The organism is Nostoc sp. ChiSLP03a (assembly GCF_034531215.2).
In the GTDB taxonomy this organism is placed as follows: domain Bacteria; phylum Cyanobacteriota; class Cyanobacteriia; order Cyanobacteriales; family Nostocaceae; genus Nostoc.
Genome location: NZ_JAVRBQ020000116.1, coordinates 1 through 23,862, shown reverse-complemented (window position 1 = coordinate 23,862; position 23,862 = coordinate 1). Strand labels below are relative to the sequence as shown.

Sequence of the window (23,862 nt, the reverse complement as noted above, 5' to 3'; positions counted from 1 at the left end):
CTGCTTAGTCAGGACTCAGGACTTTTTATGTTAGCAGGCACAATTTTGCAGGATGGAAAATATACCCTAATTCAAGAAATAGGGCGGGGTGGCTTTGGCATTACCTTTAAAGCTACGCATCACTACTTGGGTCAGGAGGTGGTGATGAAAACCATCAATGAACGGCTGCGACAACATCCTGATTTTGCCAAATTCGAGCGCCAATTCCAAGATGAAGCCAGACGATTAGCTACGTGTATTCACCCAAATATAGTCCGAGTTAGTGACTTTTTTGTGGAAGCTGGACTGCCTTACATGGTGATGGAATACATTCCTGGTGAAACCTTGGGAGACGCATTTGTATTACCAGGAATAACTTTGCCTGAAGCCACAGCAATTCATTACATCCGACAAATTGGGGCAGCGTTGCAGGTAGTACACAACAACGGCTTGTTACACCGCGATGTCAAACCAGATAATATTATTCTTCGTCAAGGAACGCAGGAAGTAATACTAATTGATTTTGGCATTGCCAGGGAATTTAATGGCGGTGTCAGACAGACTCACACAGGTTTGGTTTCTGAAGGTTATTCTCCGATTGAGCAGTATATGACGCAAGCGGCGCGCACACCCGCTACGGATGTTTATGGTTTAGCAGCGACTTTGTATGCACTGTTGACAGCCCAAGTTCCCATGCCAGCATTATTGCGCAATCGCGAACAAATGCCTTCCCCCCGCGAATTACAACCACATTTGAGTGCTGCTGTCAACCAAGCGGTAATGCGCGGTATGGCGGTAGAGTCTCGTTTTCGGCCAGCGACAGTTGCTGAGTGGCTGCAATTGCTACCTGGAAATGGGGTGAATGGAACACCGCAAGTTTTACCCACTTACGCAGTGCCAACTGTCAATTTATCTGCGCAGCAAGCAGCAACTTTAATTGGGAAAACAGCCCAAAATTCTATTCATAGACCATCTGTGCTGGCGCAACCCAACCCAGGTATAGCTAAGGGAACTCTACTGGCTAAAAAGCTGGGATCATCTAAAGTATTTATTGGTATGGGTGTAGCCTTAGTTGCTGCTACAGCAGGTTTTGGGATCGCGAGTTTATTACCCAAATCTCAGCAGCAACCGACTGCCAAGCCACTTGTTGAAAAGCCAACTCAAGAATCAGGTGCGAAAGCACCTAATGTTGATAGTACATCTTCACCCAGAAGTGAAGAGACTAACACCACTTCAAGAAGCGAAAAAGCACCCGTCTCTAATTCCAAACAGCGTCGCCGCAATCGTCGTTCTTCCCAAGAAGAATCTACCAGCAGTCCTGCAAGAGAATCGCAACGCGGTGATTCCGAACAATCCACACCTTCACCTAGCGTTTCCCCCACACCCTCCTTAGTGGAGAAACTACGGGCAATCCGCTCATCTCGAAAAGCTTCCCCCTCCCCCGCACCATTGCCATTTCCACAAAATAACTTACCCGCTTCTAGTCAAAAACCTGCCTCCCCTCAACCCGTAAGTCCATCAAAACCTCTACTGATATCACCACCAGCACCAACAGAATCCAAACAATCAGATCCTTCTGCTGTGGTAGTACCAACACTGGAAAAGCAAAATTCACCGACTAATAGTCAACCCCAGAATATTCAGAAGTTCGAGGAAAAGCCACAAGATGACAATAACTAGTCAATTTTGGATTTTGGTGAAGCAGTGCGGTGAGTCCAGCACAGCGCTGACTCCTATTAACTAATTACGAATTACGAATTACGAATTAGTAATTATTTTAGGAAGGATCAAGCCTATTCTGTACAACAACTTCCCCCTTCTGATTAATCTTCACCGGATTCTTAGGAAAAGCTTGATTATTCAAATAACGCATAAGTTTTACAGTTTGAAAACTCCGATCGATATGAGGAATTCCTTGCCGATCCATCCGAACGGGAATAATTTTACTTGATACCAAATTTCCTACTGAATTGAGTTTGACTTCTAAAATCATGGAGTCACCTGTTTGGGCATTTGTAGATAAAGTCCGATATCCCAAAAAGTTTCCTAAAGAATAGGCAATGATTTTTCCCTGATAAATTTCCATCGCTCTGGGAACGTGAGGGCCATGTCCTAGAACTAAGTCTGCTCCGGCATCAATCATGTTTCGAGCAAACGCGATCGCATTACCTCGATTTTCTCCATAAAAAAACTCTGTTTGATTCTTAACGTGTAGTGCCCCCGTTCCTTCCGCTCCAGCGTGCATCGATACTACTACAATATTGGCTTTATTTTTGGCTTCTGCCACGAGTGCTTTAGCTGCTCCTAAATTATGGATGGAATTATACATTTCATAAGGAGAAAATCCGATCATTGCCACAGGGATATTGTTAGCTTCTAAATAAAGAATTTGATTTTTATGACCTAATGTTGCAATGCCCACAGCCTGAAGATTTTTCATTGTATCTTTGAACCCTACCGGGCCAAAGTCCATAGCATGGTTATTTGCCACATTGAACACATTAAAACCAGCCTCAGCAAAAAGTTGGGCGTATGCAGGCGGAGAGCGAAAAGCAAAGACTTGTCCTCGACTAATATCTTTGGCAGTATAGGGATAATTAGTTAAACTACTTTCAAAATTCCCAAACAAGATATCAGATCCTTGCAAGTGAGTTCTCACTGACTTTGGTAATAATTGATCTCGAAAACGGGGTAATCTATAGTTAGGGAAATTAGTGCCGGGAATAATATCTCCAACGGCTTTGATAGTAATAGTATTTGAAAAGGTTTGTTGTTGTGTTTTTGATGGGGTAAGTTTAGGAATAGCTAATGGAAACTGCGTAGTCTTAGTCGGCATAGTAGCAGCGTTTAATCGCTGTGATTGACCAAGCCGTATAATGACTCCTATACTAATACCCAGATATAAAGAAATGCCGATCAGACTAAATGAGAATACTCGCCCCAAGCTGCGATCTACCACCGTTCACTCCTCATACGATGGCATTAGTTTATCCCAAAAATATGTGTTATTAGCGGTGTATATTGTAGTGTTTTTGGCAAATATTTGACTGCGTAAATATTGAGCGATAATGCTATCTAACTTGCAAATAAACAGACAAATTGTTCAAGACCCTTGTTAAAGATAGGCAAATTTCAGCCACATTGTAGTAAATTTTCAGTAATCTTTTGAACGGAGAGGGGGGGATTCGAACCCCCGTTGGGTTTCCCCAAAACGCATTTCGAGTGCGTCACCATGAACCGCTCGGACACCTCTCCAACTATTTATTCAGACATTTGAGTATTTATTTTACATTCAAATGCTGTAAATTTAGGGAAATCTTGCTGGATTCCCTATACTACTATAGCATTATCGCTTTTTTTGCGTAATGCAATTCTCTAGGAATGCCAATACTACTAAAGCCCACAACATTTTCCATCATGACGGTTGGTGAAATTACTTGACGAGTTAATGAGACGCAGAAATTTATATAAAGCTGTGAAAAAACGTTTCTTATGCCAGGACGAGGGGTGCAAGAAAGCGTTACACAGGAGTACAAGCTTATTTCAATCAGGAGAGCTTGGGTGCCTAATTTCGATTAAGTAATGCAGAAATACCCAATTTACTTACTTAGTAGGCATAGAGACTTCCCAAATTCCTTGATTTCCGCCATATTCTAGAACATAAATCTTATTGCTAATAATCTCAGCATCAATGGGATTACTAAAACCTTTGACAAGGCGTGTAGCGTTAAGTTTATAGTTGGTATTTCCTACTTTAGTTAAATTTAAATGCAGTAGGTCTTGGCTGGCATCTTTAAAAGGGCCTATTAGTGTTTCGCCAGTGGGATCGCCTGCTGTCCAACTCAACATAAATCCATCTCTATTGAATTCTGGACTCATTACTCCTTGCGTATCAAAAACTAAGCCTAAAGGAGAACGGTGTGTTGTAAAAGTGCTCAAAGTTTGCCCAAGAACACTGGCATCTTTGATTTTTCCATCTACAGGATCGCGGTAATTATCAGCGTCCGGGCCAAGATTAGGAATTGGTTCAATTAAATTTTCAGTAGGCCGAATAGGAAAGGTGGGATCGTTACGATAGTAGCCCTTTTGGATGGCGTTAAATTGAGGGCTTAATAATCGGTCAGTGGCAGGATTATAATTGGGAAATTGTTGTGGATTATCTTTCCCACCAATACGCCAAGGAAAGCCGTAATTACCACCTAAACGCAGCCAATTTAATTCTTCTGACATGTCGCGATCTGGGCCATTTTCTGTGCCAAATAAATCCCCATTGGGCGCAAAAGCCATATCGAAAGTATTACGTATTCCTTCTGCAAAAATATAACCAGCTGTCTTTAAAGTTGCTCGATTGTTTGCCAGAAAGAGATTGTTACCATTACTAGGAAGACGGAATATACAGGCAGTTAATCCGACTTCGCGAGTATTGGGATATAGGCCATCAACAGACTGAATCTCACCATGATCGGTACGAGAACCGCTATTCACATAGATAAAGTTACCATCCAGGCTAACAACTACGCCGTTGAACCGATGGTCATAAGCTGTTTTGCTTTTGGGATAGGCTTCACTCTTAGCTAAGATAGACCAGATACGCTGTTTTGTACTCGAATTAATTACACCTTTAACAATAATTGCTTGAGTTTGGTTATTCACAAGGTCTGCATTGCCAACTAAATAAATTGTGCCGTTAGGGCCAATGGCCATACCTTGAGTTTCACTTAAATTATGATTACTAGAGTTGTAAACAAGAGTTTTAGTAGAGGACGCTAAATTGACTTGATAAATCTCACCATTTCGTTTGAGGTAATAAAGAGTATTGTTTCGTGGGTCTTTTACAATTCGCACAGAAGGAGAGACTGATAATGTATTAATAATATTGCGAACCTTGATATCAGAACGCAAGCTTTGAGGAATAGCATTTATTCCAATAGTGCTATGATTTAATAAAACTATTGTAAAGAATAATGTTATTGTAAATAACAGCGTTTTAACAGCAATTTGATTGAATAATCTGCGTTTAAGTTGCTTAAATGATTTCATGTTATTCATAATTTGTTTGATAAAACGGTTAGTTAATTTTGTTGCGACATCCCTCTTTATGAGTAGAAAGCTTTTGGAATTTTAGCTTGGGTTTTAGGAAACCATAGTGCTGAAACATTTAAACCTTTATGGGACATTTTTTGTAGTTGGCAGTGCTATTTTTATGTGATGGATAGAAAGTTTACCCCCGTTTTATTAACCTAGAAGATCGTATCGTCAGTAAAACATATATTACTAGAGTAAGTAGGTAGGCACGAATTAATCTAACTATGTAATAAAATGTCAAAAACAGGGTGTAGAGAAGGTAGGAAAGACGGCATTGATAGGGGCTTGTACACCCACCAATGCAATCGTGAGTGCAAAACGGGGCTTGAACGAAGAAGGTTGTTGGGGCTGTCATGCAACCTACACCCCACACCCCAATACCTGCAACCCCGCTCCAACAGGGCTTGGTAAAACCGTCAAAGTCCTTGTGATTGCTTTGTTACACTCCGTTTCACTCGCAATGACATACTTATAAATTTTACGACCTATTTACTTAGAAGTTAAAAATACACGTTGACGTGATTATCTTGCACGCCTATATCAAAAAACATTATGCTATTCTAAATCAGTAGATGTGCTTAAACATTCAAACCGATTGTTACTTTATTATTTCCAGTATAGAGAAATACCTGTATTTAGCTAATTCATCCCGCATTTATGCAACGCCAAACTTTTCAACAAAATATTTCGGATTTTTTGATAACTTACTGTATTCTGGGATATTCTACCTTGTGGAAAGCCAAATAATGACTATGAATATGCAACGACTCATCAAAAAAAGTTCTAACCTAATTCGCAAGATAACAGAAGTAACTCCACCATCGACTGAACCCATTGAGATGCTTGAGAGTCAAGATATTCCTGAATCGGTGGTTGAACCAAATCCACCTGTGTACATTGAAGCATCCGAATCGGACTACATCTGGGAAAACTATCGCCCTTTACGCTCCCTTGGTAACTCTGGCTGGCAACCGTCTGATGTGTGGCGCGAGTTGAGGGTTGATAATTTCTGTGGGTGAGTAATATGAATACAGAGAGCCATTCGATTCATGGCTGAATAAAATTATACGTTTGTGTAAGTTCTGCTGAAATGTAATTTCTCAGCTACAGCAATAAAGTAGCGCAGATTTCGTAGTATCATATTTTTGATACTTTATACGTCTCAATTTTAAACAAATATATATTGGACATCTCAAAAAAGGCTACATATCATACTCGTACAGAGATTTGATTGAGGCCTGAGCAATGAGTGAAAAAACAACGTCAGAGAATTTAAGAAGTAAAGCTGTTACACAAGGAGTACAGCGATCGCCAAATCGCGCTATGCTGCGTGCAGTAGGTTTTCAAGATGAAGACTTTAAGAAAGCAATTGTCGGTGTGGCTAATGCCTACAGCACCATCACTCCCTGTAACATGGGAATTAATCAACTAGCACTCATAGCTGAAGCTGGAATTAAACTAGCCGGGGCAATGCCGCAAATGTTCGGCACAATTACCATTAGTGATGGGATTTCGATGGGAACTGAGGGAATGAAATATTCCCTAGTGTCACGAGAAGTAATTGCTGACTCCATTGAAACCGTTTGTAATGGTCAAAGTATGGATGGCGTTATTGCCATCGGTGGCTGTGATAAAAATATGCCAGGGGCAATGATTGCGATCGCACGGATGAATATCCCGGCTATCTTTGTTTATGGTGGGACAATTAAACCCGGACACTACAACGGCCGCGACTTGACTATTGTGAGTTCCTTTGAGGCTGTGGGTGAATACAGTGCTGGTAAAATTGACGACACCGAACTCATGGAAGTAGAACGCCGCGCTTGTCCTGGTGCTGGTTCTTGCGGTGGGATGTTCACAGCCAATACTATGTCCTCGGCTTTTGAAGCGATGGGTATGAGTTTACCCTATTCTTCCACAATGGCGGCGGAAGATGACGAAAAAGCCGACAGCACTGAAGAATCAGCCAAGGTATTAGTAGAAGCAATTCGCAATCAACTTTTACCCCGACAAATTATCACGCGCAAATCTATAGAAAATGCGATTTCTGTAATTATGGCTGTGGGTGGTTCAACTAACGCCGTGTTACATTTTCTGGCGATCGCTCGTGCGGCTGGTGTAGAACTTAATCTAGATGATTTTGAAATTATCCGCGATCGTGTACCTGTTTTATGCGATTTAAAACCCAGTGGTAGATATGTTGCCACAGACTTACATCAAGCTGGTGGTATTCCTCAAGTGATGAAAATGCTATTGGTACATGGATTACTTCACGGCGACTGTATCACCATCACAGGTAAAACCATCGCCGAAATTTTAGCAGATGTCCCCGATGAACCACCAAGCAATCAAGATGTAATTCGTCCTTGGAATCACCCGATGTATGCCCAAGGTCACTTAGCCATCCTGAAAGGAAATCTCGCTACAGAGGGAGCAGTAGCAAAAATTACCGGGGTGAAAAATCCCAGCATTACCGGTTCTGCAAGAGTTTTTGATTCCGAGGAAGAATGCTTAGATGCCATCCTTGCAAGTAAGATTAAAGCTGGTGATGTAATTATAGTCCGCTACGAAGGCCCGATTGGCGGCCCTGGGATGCGGGAAATGTTAGCACCCACCTCAGCAATTATTGGTGCAGGTTTAGGCGATGCAGTGGCGTTAATTACTGATGGACGCTTTTCAGGTGGTACTTATGGGATGGTAGTCGGACACGTTGCTCCCGAAGCCGCCGTTGGTGGTGCGATCGCTCTGGTCGAAGAAGGTGATAGCATCACTATCGATGCTAATTCTCGCTTGTTACAAATCAACATTTCTGATGCAGAATTAGTCCGTCGCCGCGCCAAATGGCAACCCCGTCCACCCCGTTATACAAAAGGCATCTTAGCAAAATATGCCAAGTTAGTTTCCTCTAGTAGTGTTGGTGCTGTCACAGACTTGGATTTATTTCATGAGTAGGGAGTAAGGTTAGAGACGCGAGATATCGCGTCTCTCTACAAGAGTATGGAAAGACAATTTTCTGGCATTGGCTGTGAAACTTACTTATGTTTTAAAGTAGAAAATAGTTGAGTGAAAGTGTTTGTTACTACCAATGAAAGTTTTAGGGTCAGTCTTGCCAATCCTGTTGTTGTTATGCAGTCCTGCTATAGCAGTTGAGCTTAAAGGACAAAATATTGACGGTCAAAAGCTACCTGCTACAGCTTATTATTATGCAACTGGTGGGGTCTACAAAGTTCAGGTGCGCTTTCACAACAAACGAGCCACAATTTACTTTGACGACGGCAACCAAACAACTATACAGCTGAACCAGCAAGCGATCGCAGACTCAAAGAATATTGAAGGTTTTGGAAAACTAGGACAATATCCTCTAAATAGAATATTCAGTGTGGGGTTGGTGTATGACAATAATTGGCTCGGTAGCAATGATAGTCAATTCCAACTGTCCAATCCGCTAGACGGGTTGTGGAAAATTAGTTTGGAGTGAATACTCATCCGACTTTAAAACATTTCTTACTTCTGACAGGGCAACTCAACAATATGTCCTCTGCTAGATTCGGAGTAACTACTTAATTAATAAAGTAACATATATAGAAATCATATTTTGATTTATGAAAAAGGCTACGATATAATACGGAGAGATATATCTGTCTAATAGCGAACAATGATAAAGTCAGTAACTAGAAGCTGCAATCACTCCATTTCAAGGGCTACTTATACTAAGCGGTTTTGCCTACATATTGCTATAACTATATAACCCTAGCAGTTGTGCGATCGCGTCTTGTAGATGCTAGTTTATCATTATTTGCTGTTAGACACATAAATGAAAGTTGGCATTCAAAATACAGTAGAAATTCTAGAGCAAGTTCACCAATTAGAGTCCACACTAGGTCTTAAAAATGAAGCCTGCCGTTCTAAATTTTTGATTCATCCTGACTTCACGTCAAAAGTTTTTTTGTTTTTGCATGGTTTTACAGCAGGCCCTTACCAGTTCGAGCCGCTTGGTAAAGCTTTCTTTAACCAGGGATATAACGTTCTGATTCCTTTACAACCCGGTCATGGACGCTCAGGTGACTGGAAGTCTCAAAATCCTCCACCCCTGCCAACAGATATTGAGATTTATCAACAATTTGTCATCAAATGGTTGCAGATTGCCAAAACGCTAGGGCAACAAGTTGTAATTGGTGGATTATCAACAGGTGGAACTTTAGCTGCTTGGTTAGCTTTAGAGCATCCTCAAGAGATTGAGCGCACTTTATTGTTTACGCCTTTTTTAGGTAGCCGCTATTTACTATTCGATCAACTGATCAAAATTCTGCCGATTTACTTTGAATGGTTCAACAAAGATGCACCTGGGAATTTTGGTTATAAAGGTTTTCGTCTGAAGGCCTTACGGATATTTTTAGAATTGGGATATCAGGTTTTAGACAAAGCTCAAAGCTGTGTTTCTGCCCCAATCTTAATGGTATGTAGTGAGGCAGATAGTGCTGTTAGTCGCTCGAAACAGCAAGATTTTTTCCGAAGAGTACTTAGACAGCAACCGAAATCCTGGTATTACTGTTTCGATGATTCGCTTCACATTGAACACCGAATGATGACAAAATTGGAAGACAATGATTATGAAGAATTGGTAATTACCCTTGCTAAAGCATTTGTTGAAAGTAATTTAACTTGGATAGAGTTTCAGGAAATGGCAAAGCGGATAGCGCAGGGACAAGGTTGTGACCAAATCATGCGAGAACTCAACTTTGACGAACAAGTTTTTCCACAGCTATCTGCAATGATGACTCAAGGTTTCGGCTGTGAGCATCTTAAATGTATCAATCCAGATTTCTAATGAGCATCTCAATTTTGTAAAAAATGGAGAGGTTAAAAAGTATTTGCAATTTAAAAGTATAGTTCAAGTTTCGATAGGTTCAGTTAATAGCTATTAGTGTAGATAATTGGTTTTTAAAGACGCGATGAATCGCGTCTCTACAAATGATCTATTTGTCGCATTCTTTTTTTAATGGGTATTAATTTTGAGTCTGAGCCAGAATCGGCAAGGTAATTACAAATTCTGTTCCAACGCCCACGGTAGAATTTACAACCAGGGAACCGCCATGTTTTTCTACAACAATAGACTGAGCGATCGCTAATCCTAATCCCGTTCCTTTACCAACACCTTTCGTAGTAAATAAGTGGTCAAATACTTTTTGTTTGACTGCTTCACTCATGCCTTGACCATTATCAGCAATCCTCACTTCAATTTGTTTATTTATTAAAGAGGTGGTAATTTTAATCCGATTGGGATTGGCTTGAATTTCTTCAAAACTCTTACCTGTATTTGATTCATCCAATGCATCAATAGCATTTGCTAAGATGTTCATAAATACTTGGTTTAATTGTCCAGGAAAGCATTCAATTTGGGGTAATTTTCCGTACTCATTAATTACTTTAATAGCTGGACGTTCTTCGTTAGCTTTCAGGCGATGTTTGAGAATTAAAATCGTACTATCAATACCTTCATGAATGTTAAACGGTACTTTGTAATCTCTATCGGCACGGGAGAAAGTACGCAGACTGGTGCTAATGTTCTTGAGCCTGTCACACGCCATTGTCATCGAATCAATCATCTTGAGCAAATCTTCTAAGGTATATTCCAAATCGATTTCTTCAGCATGAATTAAAATTTCATCTCCGGGAGTAGGAAACTTTTGTTCATATAATTTCAAGTGTTCGATAACATCAATAAATGTTGGTTTAGCTTGTTGGAGACTGGCAGCAATAAAACCAAGAGGATTATTCATTTCATGAGCGACACCAGCAACTAAGTTACCCAATGCAGACATTTTTTCACTTTGGACGATTTGTAATTGAGCTTGTTGCAAATCTTGTAAAGCTTGCCCAGCTTGCTGATAAAGCCGAGCGTTTTCTAAAGCAATTGCTGCTTGGGAAGAAAGTAGGTTAATCACCTGTAAGCGGTTACTAGTAAATACTCCTTGATTCAATTGATTTTCTAGGTAGAGAATCCCCACCAAATGACCTTGGTTAATAATGGGCGTGCATAATACGCTTTGAGGTTGATGTAGGAGCAGATATTCTCCAATTACACCAGGAATACTCGTTTCACAATTGTCTATGATCACAGTTTCTTGAGTATTTTTAACGTAATTGATCAGTTTTCTCGGAATATATTGACAAGCATCTATTAGTTGTGAATCAAGAATAGTTTTGACATCAGTCTGTGAATTTAACTGTTCATCGATAAAAGTAATTGCCCGCACTTGCCAAGTATCCTCTTGAGGAAGAATTAATACAGATGTTTTCGCACCAGAATTTTCTAAGATAATGCGAGTGAGACTGCTGATAAGTGCGTCTAATTCGATACAACTGGAGATAGTTTGAGCTGCTTTGAGAATGCAGGTTAAATCTAGAGCATCAGAAATATTAGTGCTGCTGGTAGTGTAAGAAGTAGATGTACGAGCAATGCTGGCTATGGTTTCTAAGGGATTTAAGTTAAATTCTTGCTGTTGCAAAATAGGTTTGAGTAATTTGGGATAGCTTTTTTCCAAGTCATCAGTTTTGGCTTTTGCTCCCCAACGGGCATAACTGTAATATGCTTGTTGCAGATATCCTTCTGCGGCTTTTTCTTTACCCCATTCTAGGTAAAATTTGGCAGCAAGTTCGTTAGCGATCGCGGCTTCCTGAACATAGCCATTAGCGATCGCTTCTTGGATCGCTATTTCATAATAATCTGCGGCTTGTATGCGATCGCCAGTTACACGAGCTTGTTCAGCTAAAATTAAATTGTACTTGTGCTGATAATTTACGGGTGCATGAGCCGCCCATTCTTGCATTTTTGACTGGTTTTCGGCTACTTTCTGCAGATAAAGCTGTTGCTGTGCTTCATTTACCTGAGAACAAAGAGCTAACAAACTCAAAGATTGATAGAAATTCCGCAAAGGAACAATTAATAAACCTGCTGCTCCCTGCTCATACTGCTCAAATTTTTGGGAATATTCCCAAGCAGATTCATACTCTCCAAAAAGATAAGCTAAAAGCGTTTTTGCTAGATAGACATAACAAATACCATTAATATTGTTTGTTTCAATTAAAGTCGGTAACATTTCAACTTCGTGAAAGTGCTTACCAATTAAACAACAGGGATTAGCCGCTTCTCCTTGTAAATTTAGCACCGTCTGTCGCCAGATATTTCCCCAAACCAGAGATACCTCTTGTTTAATTTGCTGCATGAGATCGCAATATTTATCTGCCTCCAGCACGGCATTTTCTAGGTTTTCTCCGCTCCAAAAGAGAAATTGACAATAGCAATTGGCACAATAGCCTACATATTCTAAATTTCCGGTTTCTAATCCACTTTGCAATCCCTCCAAAAATAGATTCAATGTGGATTTAATTGAATCTTTCCAATGTTTAATAAATAGACTAAAGGTTAAGTAAACTCTACTTTTAAGTTCTTTTGTTTGAAATTTTTCTAAAAGTTTTACTGCTAGTTTACCAAACTGATATCCATCTTCAATTGCACCAATACTGCACAAAAATAATCCATAGAGACTATAAGCAACAGCTGCCTGTGGTGAGTTGCCATGCTGTATACAAATCTCAATCATTGTAAAAATTTTGAGTGGCAATAACATCGGTTTGGCTATATAAACTGGAGCAAACAAACCTGATAATATGCGGAGCGCAACTAATTTTTGGGGATCAATGATTTCTGGCATATCTGCCAATGCTGCAATCGATTGATGAAGCAACATTTGTTGTAACTGGTTATATTCATCAAAAATCATTTGAGTGTTACTGTCTTCAGGTAACGTCAAATCTAGTAATTGCAGTGCTTCTCTACCTGTGGCTATTGCTTCAATAAATTTATTTTGCGCCGTATAAGATTGGATTTGAATCTCATAGGTACGAACTTTTTCCAATGGAGATTTAGCGTTTTTGAGGATAATCTCTACTAATGATTTTGATGACTCAAAGTTTGTATTCAGATATTCTGCCTCAGCCGCAGATTCGTAAACAGCAAGAGCTAAATCGTAGCTGCTTTGCCAAGCATTTATCGGTAATAGAAGCATTGCCACTTTTAAATACTCAACTGCTGTTGCATAAGCTGTCGAGTTTTTGGCTTTATAACCCGCTATCAAATTTAACCGGGATAAATGTTCTCGTTCGTCAGCTTCTTTTAATAATTCCAGTCCGTAATTAAATTGATTAACGATCGCAAAAATTCCTGACTCTTGCTGCTCTTTAGGTGTATTCTGCAACAACAATTGCCCAATTTGCAAGTGTGTTGACTGTTTTTGTGCTTCTGGAATGAGTGAATAGGCTGCTTGCTGGACGCGATCGTGTAAAAATTTATATACAACCATCTCAGAATGTTCTTGAGTAGCTGCTTGATTTTCGGAATCAACAAAAAACTTATAAACCTCACTTTGCGGCAAAATCAACCCTTCTTGCAAAGCCTTCCATAAGCAATCTGCGGTTTCTAGCTCCGATTGTTTAGAAACAATCGCTAATGTTTTTAAATCGAATTGATTCCCAATACAAGCGGCTAGTTTCAATTGTTGTTGAGTTGATTCTGGTAATCTTCGTAATTGGAAAACCATAAAATCAACAACATTATCTGCTAGAGTTTGCTGATTTATTTGAGAAATGTCGCATTGCCAACATCCCTCTACAGAATTAAATTGAATCAGTCGATCTTGATGTAATGATTTCAGGATTTGAGTTGCAAAAAATGGATTTCCTTGAGCTTTACGATAAATCAATTGTGAAAGAGATAATGCCACATTTTCTGCACAATTTAACGTATCGGCTACAAGTTGGTTCAATTGTAATTGGTTGAGCGGTTTCAGGTTAAGACTATTTACCTTGACACCTATTTTGCGAATTTCATCCAACATTACCATCAATGGATGTGCTGGAAATACTTCATTGTCTCTATAAGCACCAATTAACAATAAATATCCCTGATTAGCTTCATTCATTAATAATTGCATCAGTTTCAATGAAGCTGAATCTACCCACTGCAAGTCATCTAAGAATATGACTAAAGGATGTTCTTTAGTTGTAAATACTTGGAGAAATTTCTGAAATAATAAATTAAATCGGTTTTGTGCTGCGTTACCTGATAATTCTGGTGCAGGTGGTTGTTTGCCAATAATTTTTTCTAATTCGGGAATGACTTCAATAATTACCTGTCCGTCTTCACCTAATGCTTGAATAATTTGATTTTGCCATTTGTTTATTTGGACATCACTTTCTGCTAGTAATTGCTCCATGAAGTTACGAAAAGCTTGGACAAATGCAGAAAAAGGAATATTCCGATTAAATTGGTCAAATTTGCCTTTGATAAAATAACCGTGTTGACGAACAATAGGTTTATGCACTTCGTTAACAACGGCAGTTTTACCAATCCCCGAAAACCCAGCTACTAGCGTTATTTCTGTTGCACCCAGGCTGACATTTTCAAATGCTTCTAGCAGAGTTTCTACTTCTGCTTCTCGTCCATAGAGTTTATCAGGGATAATAAATCTGTCGCACACATCCCTTTGGGCAATTGGGAAACTTTCAATTTTACCTATTGTTTTCAGTTGAGCTAAACAATTTTCTAAATCATGCTTCAATCCTAATACACTTTGATAGCGGTCTTCAGCATTTTTTGCCATTAATTTGCTGACGATATCCGAAATTACCGCCGGAATTTGTAAGTTAATTACATCTATTGATGAGGCTACCTTAGCAATATGAGAATGTACCAATTCCATTGGATCGTTTGATTGAAAAGGTAACTCACCTGTGAGTAATTCGTAAAAAGTTACACCAAGTGAATAAAAGTCAGTCCGGTAGTCAATTCCCCGATTCATTCTCCCTGTTTGTTCTGGAGAAATATAAGCTAGTGTTCCTTCTAATACATTGGGGCTGATTAGCATTTGCGTTTCCCTTGGTAATAGAGAAGCAATACTAAAGTCGATTAATTTAACTTGTTTGGAATGAGGATTAATTAAAATATTGCTCGGTTTGATATCTTTATGAATGATGCGCTGACTATAAAGTATCTCTAAGGTATTACACAGTGCGATCGCTATTTGTAAAAATTCTTGTAAAAACCTGATATCTCGCGTTTGATCACGAGCAAAATAATCTTTTAGAGAAATGCCACCAAAATCTTCCATCACCAACGCATAGGCATTTTGATACGCCTCTAGGCTGTAGGTTTGAACGATTAAAGATGAGTTTATATTTTTGGCAATGGTGTACTGATTGCGAAACTGCACTAGTTCGTTGAAGGATGGATATGGATTTTTCAGCAGTTTGATCGCTACAGGTAATGAGTCACTTTCTCGATACCCTCGGTAAACTACAGTTCTCGAACCATTGTAGATTTCTTCAATGATTTGGTATCCAGAAATATTAACATTAGTGCTAAACATACTGTTAAATCCGAGTAATTTATAAGTTAATTATTCCCAAATTAATAACGGCAGTTTAGTGTTAATTAGTAAAGATTACTATGGCTTTACTTTCGAGACTATTTATGAAGATAAACTTTAAATTTGATGGTACATTACAGGCTGATTTAGCTTTAAAGCATCCAATGCAGAGATAGAATATCTCACACAAAGCGTCAAGCTTATCAGTAGGAAACTAGGAACCTGCAAAGCCTAAAGTAAAAATTTTTTAACTCCAAAATATACTTGTAAGGGCTGGGTAAAGATTAAAAGGGAAGAGGTTATACCATTTTAGATTTTGAATTTTAGATTTTGGATTGGGAATTGCCTTGGTGCGTCTGGCTTGGTGTGAATCCATCTGTCGCAAGCAATCATTTTTCAAAATGGTATTAAAAACCTTTCACCTTTTCCCTCTAAACTTTAAAGAACCAAGTTAACAACAGCAAACTACTAGTACCTGCTGGGATTTTTAGTTAGGTTTCGTAGTCTGACTAAAGACAATTATCTACTCGAATAGGAGAGATTATTATTGATTGACAGTAGCGAAAGTTTGTTATTTTGCCGACTGTGATTGATAAGGTTATATTGAAACCATTCCTCAACTACGGTTTTCTGGAATTACCGCATAAGCATCAATTTCAAACAACATACCGTCAAGTGCAAGTCTAGGAACGGGAATAAGAGTGTTTGCTGGTGGTTTGTTCCCCCATAAATTTATAATTTCACGTCCTAACGGAATCAATTTACTTTGGTTGTGATCCACTATAAGAACAGTAGTTTTTGCGACATCTTGTGGTTGTGCCCCAACGGCTGCTAAGGCATAACGGAGGTTTTTAAAAGCCTGTATTAACTGCTTTTCAAATTCATTTGAGACAAGATTCCCTTGTAAATCAGAACCAAATTGACCAGAAATATAGACGGTTCTTGCCCTTGATGGTGTCACAGCTATATGGCTATAGCCATTTTGGGGTGCATTATATAACGTTGGTGGGTTCACCAATTTCAACTCTTTGTTGTCTTTAGCACTCACTTCCTTTTGTGTTCCCACCATCAAGGCGGTAGTTATTCCACTACCTCCAAGCCACAAAAGTGCATTTCGTCGCGAGAAGTTTGCTACTAACGAATTTACAGCACTGGTAATACGTTTAGTCATTAAAGCTCCTTAAATGTGAGTTCTCTATTTTTGCTCATACTTAGTTCTATTATCTATCCAGTTGGAGTAAAAAACACTACCTATCAAAGTTAATTCAGGATAATCACGTAACGAATACCTCCGAATAGCTTTCAGTTCGTTTAACTTTAGATATGGATACAGTTAATAGTTATACTAAATCAGGTTGTTAACCCTCAAAAAGTGTATTAGGCGATCGCAGCGCATGTTATATTTCGTAAACAGGTTGTGTCGGTTAGTAATTGCCATCTCAATACTGCACGCTTTGTGGATTTTTAACTCAGAATTGGATTTGGGGAAAAGGTTACTGGGTTTAGGTTAAAGGTTTTTTCTTTCCCCTTTCCCCCGCCCCTTATCCCCTTCAGGGGCCCCACCTTCCAATACGGTTCGGTTAAAGAAGAAAGGAAAAAGGGGAAAGGTTTTGAATACATCCTTTACCCTTTACCCCTTGCCCTTTCCCCAGACCACAAGGAAAGTGAAAAATGCTTATCCGAACCGTATTGCCCCACCTTCCCCTTTTCCCCAAAACCAGGCAAGTGGTACGGCTGCGCTCAGGAACTACCCGTCGTAGACATCGCCATACCTAGCGGTAAAAATCTGCGCAAGTTTCTTTTGCAGCCCTCAATATTATGTCTGCTTGATTACTTATTAAACTATTGAAATTTTATATAAGGATATCTAAGTTTCCCGGCTTAGATATCCACTAGCAACATAACCTACATTTAATAGATTGTTAGTTCTATTGTAATTACTATTTTTTGTTTTGAAATGGTTCTTGGGACAGTTATAAATTCATCCTTAAGTTGGATGTCAAAATTAGATATATATTTTATAGCCATACACTTGGCAAATTTAATTAATATTTTTATTGGATAATACAATGCTACTTGTAAATAATACCTTTTTAATAAGTTATTAGATAAATTTTCTGAGTTTTACCTGAAGCTTTTATATTAAGACTAACTTCTCAAGCTGATTAGCGATCGCAAGCATAAACATCAGCTATGTGCAGGTGCGTTAGCACAGTGTAACGCACCCTACTTTCTAAGACAAGTTATTAATATTAGACTTTTCTAAACTTGCTACTAATCTCACTCCAAATTCTTCTTCAAACACTCCTTTTTTATAATCTAAGCTCCAAAGTTCTAAAGCACAATCATCATCTGATTGAGATGGAAAAATTAGCAGATTGACCTGCTTAAGTTGTGGATAATACTCACATTGCACTTGAGCAACTGCACCAATTTGTCGTCTATCTAATGCTACTGCCAATCTTAAAATCGCACTTAATTGACTAACAATTTGTCGTTGTTGTTTGGTCAGCAAACTCTGGTAGTTTTCATGTTTTTTCTTGGGCGGCGATTTGCGATGATAACGCGCTAAATTGGCAATAATTTCAATCTCAGTTTCTGTATAACCGAGTAATTCTCCATTGCGAATTAAATAGTAAGAGTGCTTGTGGTGAGACGAATGGCTGATATAATGACCGCAATTGTGTAATATTGCCGCTGCCCACAGCATTTGTCGTTCATCAGTTCCCCAATGATGTAGAGTACCTTGAGTTTGGTCAAATAAACTCTCGGCAAATTTTGCCACGCGATCGCTGTATTCTAAATTGATATGGTATTTATCTGCAAGTTTGAGGACATTCCGTTCCCGAATTGAACTTTGATAGCGTAGCTTATCTTCAATTAAACCGTGGGTTAGCATCCAGTCTACAATTACGCCTTCCCTCAGAGAACGCTCACAAACTGTTATCGATTCACTACCCAAAAGGGTCATTGCTTCTTGTAATATGACTGCGCCAGCGAGGATAACTTCAGGGCGCTTCTCTGGCATACCAGGAATTTCAGCCCTTTCGGAATTACTCAGTTTCCGCAAGCGATTTACCAACTCTTGCAAGTCTTGATGACTAAATTGGTAGCCATTGAGAGTGGAAGGAATGACACCCGACTTTTCCCGTGCATGAATCATCGCCAGGGTTTCAATTGTGCCCGCCGTACCCACCAAACGCGGAGATTCCCCAGACTCTAGGTTTGCTAAGATTTCTTCTACAGAACGTTCCAACATCCCGCGTGCATAAGCTTGCAGATATTGGAACTCAGTGGTGCTGATCGGGTCAGTAGTGATTAACTCGCTAGTTAGTCGCACTGCACCAACTTTGGTACTGGTGAGAATGCGGGCTTGCTGACTATCGCCTAAAATTAATTCTGTGGAACCACCGCCAATATCAATAATCATGTGGGGCTGGTTGTTAAATTCCATTCCCGACAGCACGCCAAGATAAATTCGCCGCGCTTCTTCTTGACCAGAAATCAAGTTAACGCTTAAACCCAACTCCGTTTCTATTGTGTGCAAAAAAGCTTTACCATTGGGCGCTTCTCGCACAGCACTAGTTGCTACAGCGATGATTGTTTCAGCGTTGATAGTTTTAGCAACTTCTTGAAAGCGTCTTAAAGCAGCGATCGCCTTTTCAATTATCTCTGGCTTGAGTTCTCCAGTGGTAAGATTGCGATCGCCAAGCCTTACGGTTTCCTTTTCTTTAGCAATAATGCTGAAAGCTGGTAGTGTAGGGTCAATCTTGACTACTACCATGTGTAGAGAATTTGTTCCCAAATCAATGGCAGCAATAATCCGATGTTGCTTAGATGGTTGAGTAGGACTACTCTCCCAGCTAGAAACTAAATCCAGCATCTAGTTTTCTCTCTTTATTAAGAAATGATGGCAAACGGTAATACGTCGGGGTAGCTAGCACTGATATTTATGACAACACACTTGCTCAGATTGAGTGCTGTTAGCGGTAGCAGAGCGTTGAGCCAGTGCTGAATATTGAGTAAATTAAAAAATACTCAGCATTCGCAACTCAGCTCGAACGAGGGTAACTGAGCTATGTATATTCACCCTACTATTTATAACCTGAGTGACTATTTAAAGATATTTAAAGTTGCCACTTTGGGTTATGTTTTTACAAATAACAAATAACGTTATTCTATAGATGTAAAGAAGTGTGAATTAAAAAATAGGGCATAGGGAATAGGGAATAGGGAATGGGGCATAGGGAATAGGAGTAAAAAAGCAAGGGGAGAAATAACTAATCCCCAATCCCCAATCCCCAATCCCCAATCCCCAATCCCCAATCCCCAATCCCCAATCCCCAATCCCCAATCCCCAATGCCCCATCAATGAATCCTATGCTAACGACACCAGAACACCCCCAGTCACCAATTTGGCTTGTAATTATCCGGCTTTTACGCTGGCATAAACCAGAAGGGCGGTTAATTTTAATGATTCCTGCCCTTTGGGCTGTGTTTTTAGCAGCTTCAGGAAAACCGCCTTTACCTCTGGTTGGTGTGATTATATTGGGTACTCTGGCCACGAGTGCAACTGGGTGTGTTGTCAATGATTTGTGGGATCGAAATATCGATCCAGAAGTAGAGAGAACACGCGATCGCCCCCTTGCTTCTCGCGCCTTATCTGTGAAAGTTGGAATTATAGTTGCGATCGTCTCTTTAGCGTGTGCAGCAGTCTTGGCCTTTTATCTTAACCCCTTGAGTTTCTGGTTATGCGTGGCAGCAGTGCCTGTAATTTTGCTTTATCCAGGTGCAAAGCGGGTGTTTCCCATACCGCAACTGGTGCTTTCCATTGCTTGGGGTTTTGGGGTCTTTATTAGTTGGAGTGCAGTCACGCAAAATCTTTCTCAACCAACTTGGTTACTTTGGGGCGCAACTGTACTGTGGACGTTAGGATTTGATACAGTTTACGCCATGAGCGATAAAGAAGACGATCGCCGCATTGGTGTTAATTCTAGCGCCCTATTTTTTGGTAATTATGCCCCTCTAGCCATTGGAATTTTCTTTGCTGGCACAATCTTGTTGTTGTCTTGGTTAGGCCTAGTTATACATCTGCACTTAGCCTTCTGGATTAGCCTTGCAATTGCTACTATCGGATGGGTTTGGCAGTCTCTGCGATTAAGAAAGGAAAACTTACCTAATTCTGCTTATGGTAAGATGTTTCAGCAAAACGTGTGGATTGGTTTTATTTTACTTGCTGGAATGATTGCTGGATCTTTTTAAGAATTCAGGAGGCAAGAGGCAGAAAGCATTTTGAATTCAGGAGGCAGGAGATAGGAGGCAGAAGGCAGGAGGAACCCACGTTTTAAAACATGGGATTGAAGCAAGGACGCTTTGTATCTAGTGGCACTTTTCTTCGATACAATTCCTTTTTTAAACTGGGCAATAACCCAGAACTAAAGTTTTTATTAATACTTATTTCCTTCTGCCTCCTGCCCTCTGCCTCCTGCCTTTGAAGAAAATGCAGAAGTTTACAATCAAATACCTAAACTTCCGTTTAATGATGTAGCTTGAGTTTGTCAAGCAAAATTTTAAATCTTGTAGGGTGCGTCATTTGAGGGAGAATGGAAAATTTGATGGTTATAAAACTTGTATCTTGCTTGGATTTATAAAATTCACTAGAAAATATAAGTTACATTATAGCCTCCTCCTCGCTTGCAACGAGTGCGTTGGAGATGGGATTCTTACTGATTATGCGTTGAAAATTTGCCATGCTATTTGATGCATTTAAAAATCGTAAATCTCCTAAAATCGAATTCATCAAAACTAACCCAAGCTGGCGCGTAGCGTGGGGAATAGTTGATGCAAATTATGAAGATATAGCTTGGCGAGATGAAAAAATTTCTGTAATTTTACCACGCACAACTTCGGAATTGCCGGCGGAGAAATTAGCAATCAGTTCTAGAGGACGATTTGTTGCTGTTGGTGATGTTTGGTTAACTAACCGAGTGCAATTGCTGCAAAAGTTAGGAATTGAACCAGATAGCTTTCAAGGAAGTTCTCTGCAACTGGTGGCCAATCTTTGGGAACGATGGGGTAATGAAAGTCTTAGCCAACTTGTGGGGATGTTTGCGTTGGTGGTTTGGGATAGAGAGAAACAGGTGTTGAGATTGATTCGCGATCGCATCGGTGTGCGTACTCTCTATTACACTACTACTGGTTCAGTTCGTTGGATTGCGCCTCAACTGAGAACTTTAGCACCTCATCGTTCATCCGATTTAGATTTGGTGGCGTTGCGAGATTATCTTTGTTGTGCTTTTGTTCCTGGCGAACGAACCCTTTGGGAACAGGTGCAAGAACTGCGACCTGGAACTGTTTTAGAATTTCCCGACTACGACGAAAGTTAGTAACTTGACTCAAGCTGCTCTTTTGCAAGGCCGTTCTCCTCTGTTTGACCAACGAATAGTAGAGTTAAGCATGGAGATACCTCCAGAGTATAAGCTTTCTGGAGTAGAAGAAAAAGCAGTTTTAAAGCAAGCAATTACCTACGGTACATCTTTGGCGACCGCAGATATCTTACCAGACACAATTATTCATCGTCCCAAAAGTGGGATGATGGTACCAGTGCAGTTAGGATTTCGGAAATATTGGCAGCAAGAAGCCAGAGATTTATTGCTCAATCGAAATGCATGTATTACTCCTTACTTAAACCAATTGCCAATTCGTAATTGGTTAAACTATCAAGGAGATACTTGGAGTCGTTATGGAGTAAAGCTGTGGTTGCTTGCTAGTTTAGAAGTTTGGTTACAAGTAAATCAAAAAGCACAGTAATGAAAGCAACAAAAAGATAGGTTATGACTAAGTTGGGTTATGCTTTCGCTATCAGTGCTGAGTAATAAGTGAGAAGTACTCACTACTGATGAAAATTTTGAATCTTACAGCTATTTTCAGGTAAATAGAACGTGAGTTCGACAGACCTCTCCCGGACAGCCTCCCTCTCCTAAAAGGCGAGAGAGGAGTAACGAGAAAAGAAAAGTTTTTGTTCCCCTCTCCTAGTAGGAGAGGGGCTGGGGGAGAGGTCAAAATAGCACTCGTCGAACTCACCTTAAATAGACCACGCAGTAGGGGCGCAAGGTCTTGCACCTCTACAACAGGTGTGGTTCAAATACATGATTTCTGCTGTAACTCATCCCCTGGCTTTTCATAAAAAGCTGTAGGGAAATCGAAGTCATTGTCATTAGTACCAATGACAAATGACCAAAGACAAATGACTCTTGTTATATGAATATTTCCTGACTTATGTCAGCATTTTTTGTTTTAAAAACCACTGAAAAAACGCATTTTCAAGTGATTGTCGATTTTCTGTTAATTTATTTTTGATTATTTACTGAGCTAACCTCCGTTTGCGGTGTACTCTCAATATACGGTAACTACTAATACTTCTCGGTTTTTGGCGAAAAAAGAAAGGGGGAAGGGGAAAGAAAAAACCTTTAACCCAAACCCAGTAAACTTTTGCCAAAACCAGATTCCGAATTAAAAATGCACAAAACCAGAAGTATTACGGTAACTAACACACTCAACCTTTGAGATCAATTACACCCAGAGGTGAATACCATGAACAATTATGCTCAACAACAGGAATTTATTTTAAGTCAAATCACAAATAAATATTTTCAGCGCCGAGATTTCAGCGGATGTGACTTGAGGAGAATCGACCTGAAAGGAATTAATTTAAGTGGTATTAACTTTATCGGAGCGGATTTGCGTGATGCAAATTTGTCTGGCTGTATTCTAACTCGTGCTAATTTAAGTGGCGCAAATTTGATGCAAGCTAGCTTACGTGAAGCTAATTTGTATGAAGCGTCTTTATGTGAAGCCAATTTAACTAATGCTGATTTAACAAGAGCAAATTTGTGTGGAACATTCTTATGGCGAGTGAAATTCATAGGTAGTAATCTTTGGGGTGCTTCTTTATGTGATGTAGATTTGAGAGAAGCAGACTTAAGTGAAGCCAAATTAATTGAAGCATCGTTGATTGAAGCTAACTTAAGTTTTGCAAATCTCACACGAGCCAAGTTATGTGGAGCAATATTACTAGAAGCTAATTTGACTGAGGCTAACTTAACCAGTACAGACTTGACATGGGCAAATTTAACCAAAGCAAACTTGAGTAAAGCAAACCTTTGGAAGACAAATTTGATTTATGCGAAGTTGCGAGATACTATTATGCCTGATGGTACAATTGAGCAACCTCATACCAAATTAATATGAAGCTGCATAGAATAGAGCTTCCAAGATAAAGTTATAAGAAGAGACAGAAATTACCTGCTCAAATGTGAGTTGGTCGAAGATTTCTTGGATGCGCTCGCGTAAAGCTTGTAAAGAAGAGAAA

Annotated in this window: 14 protein-coding genes, 1 tRNA gene and 2 pseudogenes; 11 read left to right on the top strand and 6 right to left on the bottom strand. The window is 39.6% G+C overall.

Annotated features, from left to right (window positions below; genetic code table 11):
* Positions 1-27: 27 nt before the first annotated feature.
* Positions 28-1,659 carry a serine/threonine protein kinase gene (locus tag RMY32_RS19610; protein ID WP_322712183.1) on the top strand — a complete coding sequence of 544 codons (1,632 nt, stop codon included), beginning with the start codon at positions 28-30 and terminating at the stop codon, positions 1,657-1,659.
* A 97-nt stretch (positions 1,660-1,756) separates the two neighbouring features.
* Here RMY32_RS19610 and RMY32_RS19605 read toward each other — a convergent pair whose 3' ends face one another.
* The 3 genes from RMY32_RS19605 to RMY32_RS19595 form a co-directional block, all read right to left on the bottom strand.
* Positions 1,757-2,938 (bottom strand): CapA family protein, encoded by a 1,182-nt coding sequence (locus RMY32_RS19605; RefSeq protein WP_322712182.1) that lies wholly within the window; start codon positions 2,936-2,938, stop codon positions 1,757-1,759.
* Between the two features lie 211 nt (positions 2,939-3,149).
* Positions 3,150-3,234, bottom strand: a tRNA-Ser gene (locus RMY32_RS19600).
* Between the two features lie 348 nt (positions 3,235-3,582).
* Complete coding sequence (locus RMY32_RS19595) at positions 3,583-5,028, bottom strand: PQQ-dependent sugar dehydrogenase (RefSeq protein ID WP_322712181.1); 1,446 nt, start codon at positions 5,026-5,028, stop codon at positions 3,583-3,585.
* 66 nt (positions 5,029-5,094) lie between these two features.
* Here RMY32_RS19595 and RMY32_RS19590 point away from each other — a divergent pair.
* The 6 genes and pseudogenes from RMY32_RS19590 to RMY32_RS19565 all read left to right on the top strand — a co-directional run.
* A pseudogene (locus RMY32_RS19590) lies at positions 5,095-5,261 on the top strand (IS1 family transposase); the annotation flags it as partial.
* 320 nt (positions 5,262-5,581) lie between these two features.
* Positions 5,582-5,707: pseudogene (locus tag RMY32_RS19585) on the top strand (IS1 family transposase); the annotation flags it as partial.
* Positions 5,708-5,810: 103 nt separating this feature from the next.
* On the top strand, positions 5,811-6,083 hold the full coding sequence (locus tag RMY32_RS19580) for a hypothetical protein (RefSeq protein ID WP_322712180.1): 273 nt from the start codon (positions 5,811-5,813) through the stop codon (positions 6,081-6,083).
* Between the two features lie 226 nt (positions 6,084-6,309).
* The gene (gene ilvD / locus RMY32_RS19575; protein WP_322712179.1) at positions 6,310-8,016 is read left to right on the top strand and encodes a dihydroxy-acid dehydratase; all 1,707 of its coding nucleotides are present in this window, start codon (positions 6,310-6,312) and stop codon (positions 8,014-8,016) included.
* A gap of 133 nt (positions 8,017-8,149) precedes the next feature.
* A complete protein-coding gene (locus tag RMY32_RS19570) occupies positions 8,150-8,542 on the top strand; it encodes a hypothetical protein (RefSeq protein ID WP_322712178.1) in 393 nt (130 codons plus the stop codon).
* 336 nt (positions 8,543-8,878) lie between these two features.
* Positions 8,879-9,892 (top strand): alpha/beta hydrolase, encoded by a 1,014-nt coding sequence (locus RMY32_RS19565; protein ID WP_322712177.1) that lies wholly within the window; start codon positions 8,879-8,881, stop codon positions 9,890-9,892.
* 178 nt (positions 9,893-10,070) lie between these two features.
* Here RMY32_RS19565 and RMY32_RS19560 read toward each other — a convergent pair whose 3' ends face one another.
* The 3 genes from RMY32_RS19560 to RMY32_RS19550 all read right to left on the bottom strand — a co-directional run bounded on the left by RMY32_RS19560 (position 10,071) and on the right by RMY32_RS19550 (position 19,374).
* Positions 10,071-15,491 carry an AAA family ATPase gene (locus RMY32_RS19560; protein WP_322712176.1) on the bottom strand — a complete coding sequence of 1,807 codons (5,421 nt, stop codon included), beginning with the start codon at positions 15,489-15,491 and terminating at the stop codon, positions 10,071-10,073.
* A gap of 616 nt (positions 15,492-16,107) precedes the next feature.
* Positions 16,108-16,662, bottom strand: a complete 555-nt coding sequence (locus tag RMY32_RS19555; RefSeq protein WP_322712175.1) for a RidA family protein — start codon at positions 16,660-16,662, stop codon at positions 16,108-16,110.
* A gap of 1,062 nt (positions 16,663-17,724) precedes the next feature.
* The gene (locus RMY32_RS19550; RefSeq protein ID WP_322712174.1) at positions 17,725-19,374 is read right to left on the bottom strand and encodes a Ppx/GppA phosphatase family protein; all 1,650 of its coding nucleotides are present in this window, start codon (positions 19,372-19,374) and stop codon (positions 17,725-17,727) included.
* Between the two features lie 497 nt (positions 19,375-19,871).
* On the opposite strand from RMY32_RS19550, the gene RMY32_RS19545 reads away from it, so the two are divergent.
* The 4 genes from RMY32_RS19545 to RMY32_RS19530 all read left to right on the top strand — a co-directional run bounded on the left by RMY32_RS19545 (position 19,872) and on the right by RMY32_RS19530 (position 23,741).
* The gene (locus RMY32_RS19545) at positions 19,872-20,753 is read left to right on the top strand and encodes a 4-hydroxybenzoate solanesyltransferase (protein WP_322712173.1); all 882 of its coding nucleotides are present in this window, start codon (positions 19,872-19,874) and stop codon (positions 20,751-20,753) included.
* A gap of 488 nt (positions 20,754-21,241) precedes the next feature.
* A complete protein-coding gene (locus RMY32_RS19540; protein ID WP_322712172.1) occupies positions 21,242-21,877 on the top strand; it encodes a hypothetical protein in 636 nt (211 codons plus the stop codon).
* 4 nt (positions 21,878-21,881) lie between these two features.
* Positions 21,882-22,301: an asparagine synthase-related protein gene (locus RMY32_RS19535; RefSeq protein WP_322712171.1), complete on the top strand. Its 420-nt coding sequence runs from the start codon at positions 21,882-21,884 to the stop codon at positions 22,299-22,301.
* A 783-nt stretch (positions 22,302-23,084) separates the two neighbouring features.
* Positions 23,085-23,741: a pentapeptide repeat-containing protein gene (locus RMY32_RS19530; protein ID WP_322712170.1), complete on the top strand. Its 657-nt coding sequence runs from the start codon at positions 23,085-23,087 to the stop codon at positions 23,739-23,741.
* Positions 23,742-23,862: the final 121 nt, after the last annotated feature.

Excerpts from the sequence above, each read along its gene's own strand:
- RMY32_RS19540 (WP_322712172.1), top strand. The coding sequence starts at position 21,242 with ATGCTATTTGATGCATTTAAAAATCGTAAATCTCCTAAAATCGAATTC.
- RMY32_RS19595 (WP_322712181.1), bottom strand. The coding sequence starts at position 5,028 with ATGAATAACATGAAATCATTTAAGCAACTTAAACGCAGATTATTCAAT.
- RMY32_RS19610 (WP_322712183.1), top strand. The coding sequence starts at position 28 with ATGTTAGCAGGCACAATTTTGCAGGATGGAAAATATACCCTAATTCAA.
- RMY32_RS19530 (WP_322712170.1), top strand. The coding sequence starts at position 23,085 with ATGAACAATTATGCTCAACAACAGGAATTTATTTTAAGTCAAATCACA.
- RMY32_RS19545 (WP_322712173.1), top strand. The coding sequence starts at position 19,872 with ATGCTAACGACACCAGAACACCCCCAGTCACCAATTTGGCTTGTAATT.
- RMY32_RS19570 (WP_322712178.1), top strand. The coding sequence starts at position 8,150 with ATGAAAGTTTTAGGGTCAGTCTTGCCAATCCTGTTGTTGTTATGCAGT.
- RMY32_RS19560 (WP_322712176.1), bottom strand. The coding sequence starts at position 15,491 with ATGTTTAGCACTAATGTTAATATTTCTGGATACCAAATCATTGAAGAA.
- RMY32_RS19555 (WP_322712175.1), bottom strand. The coding sequence starts at position 16,662 with ATGACTAAACGTATTACCAGTGCTGTAAATTCGTTAGTAGCAAACTTC.
- RMY32_RS19580 (WP_322712180.1), top strand. The coding sequence starts at position 5,811 with ATGACTATGAATATGCAACGACTCATCAAAAAAAGTTCTAACCTAATT.
- ilvD (WP_322712179.1), top strand. The coding sequence starts at position 6,310 with ATGAGTGAAAAAACAACGTCAGAGAATTTAAGAAGTAAAGCTGTTACA.
- RMY32_RS19565 (WP_322712177.1), top strand. The coding sequence starts at position 8,879 with ATGAAAGTTGGCATTCAAAATACAGTAGAAATTCTAGAGCAAGTTCAC.
- RMY32_RS19550 (WP_322712174.1), bottom strand. The coding sequence starts at position 19,374 with ATGCTGGATTTAGTTTCTAGCTGGGAGAGTAGTCCTACTCAACCATCT.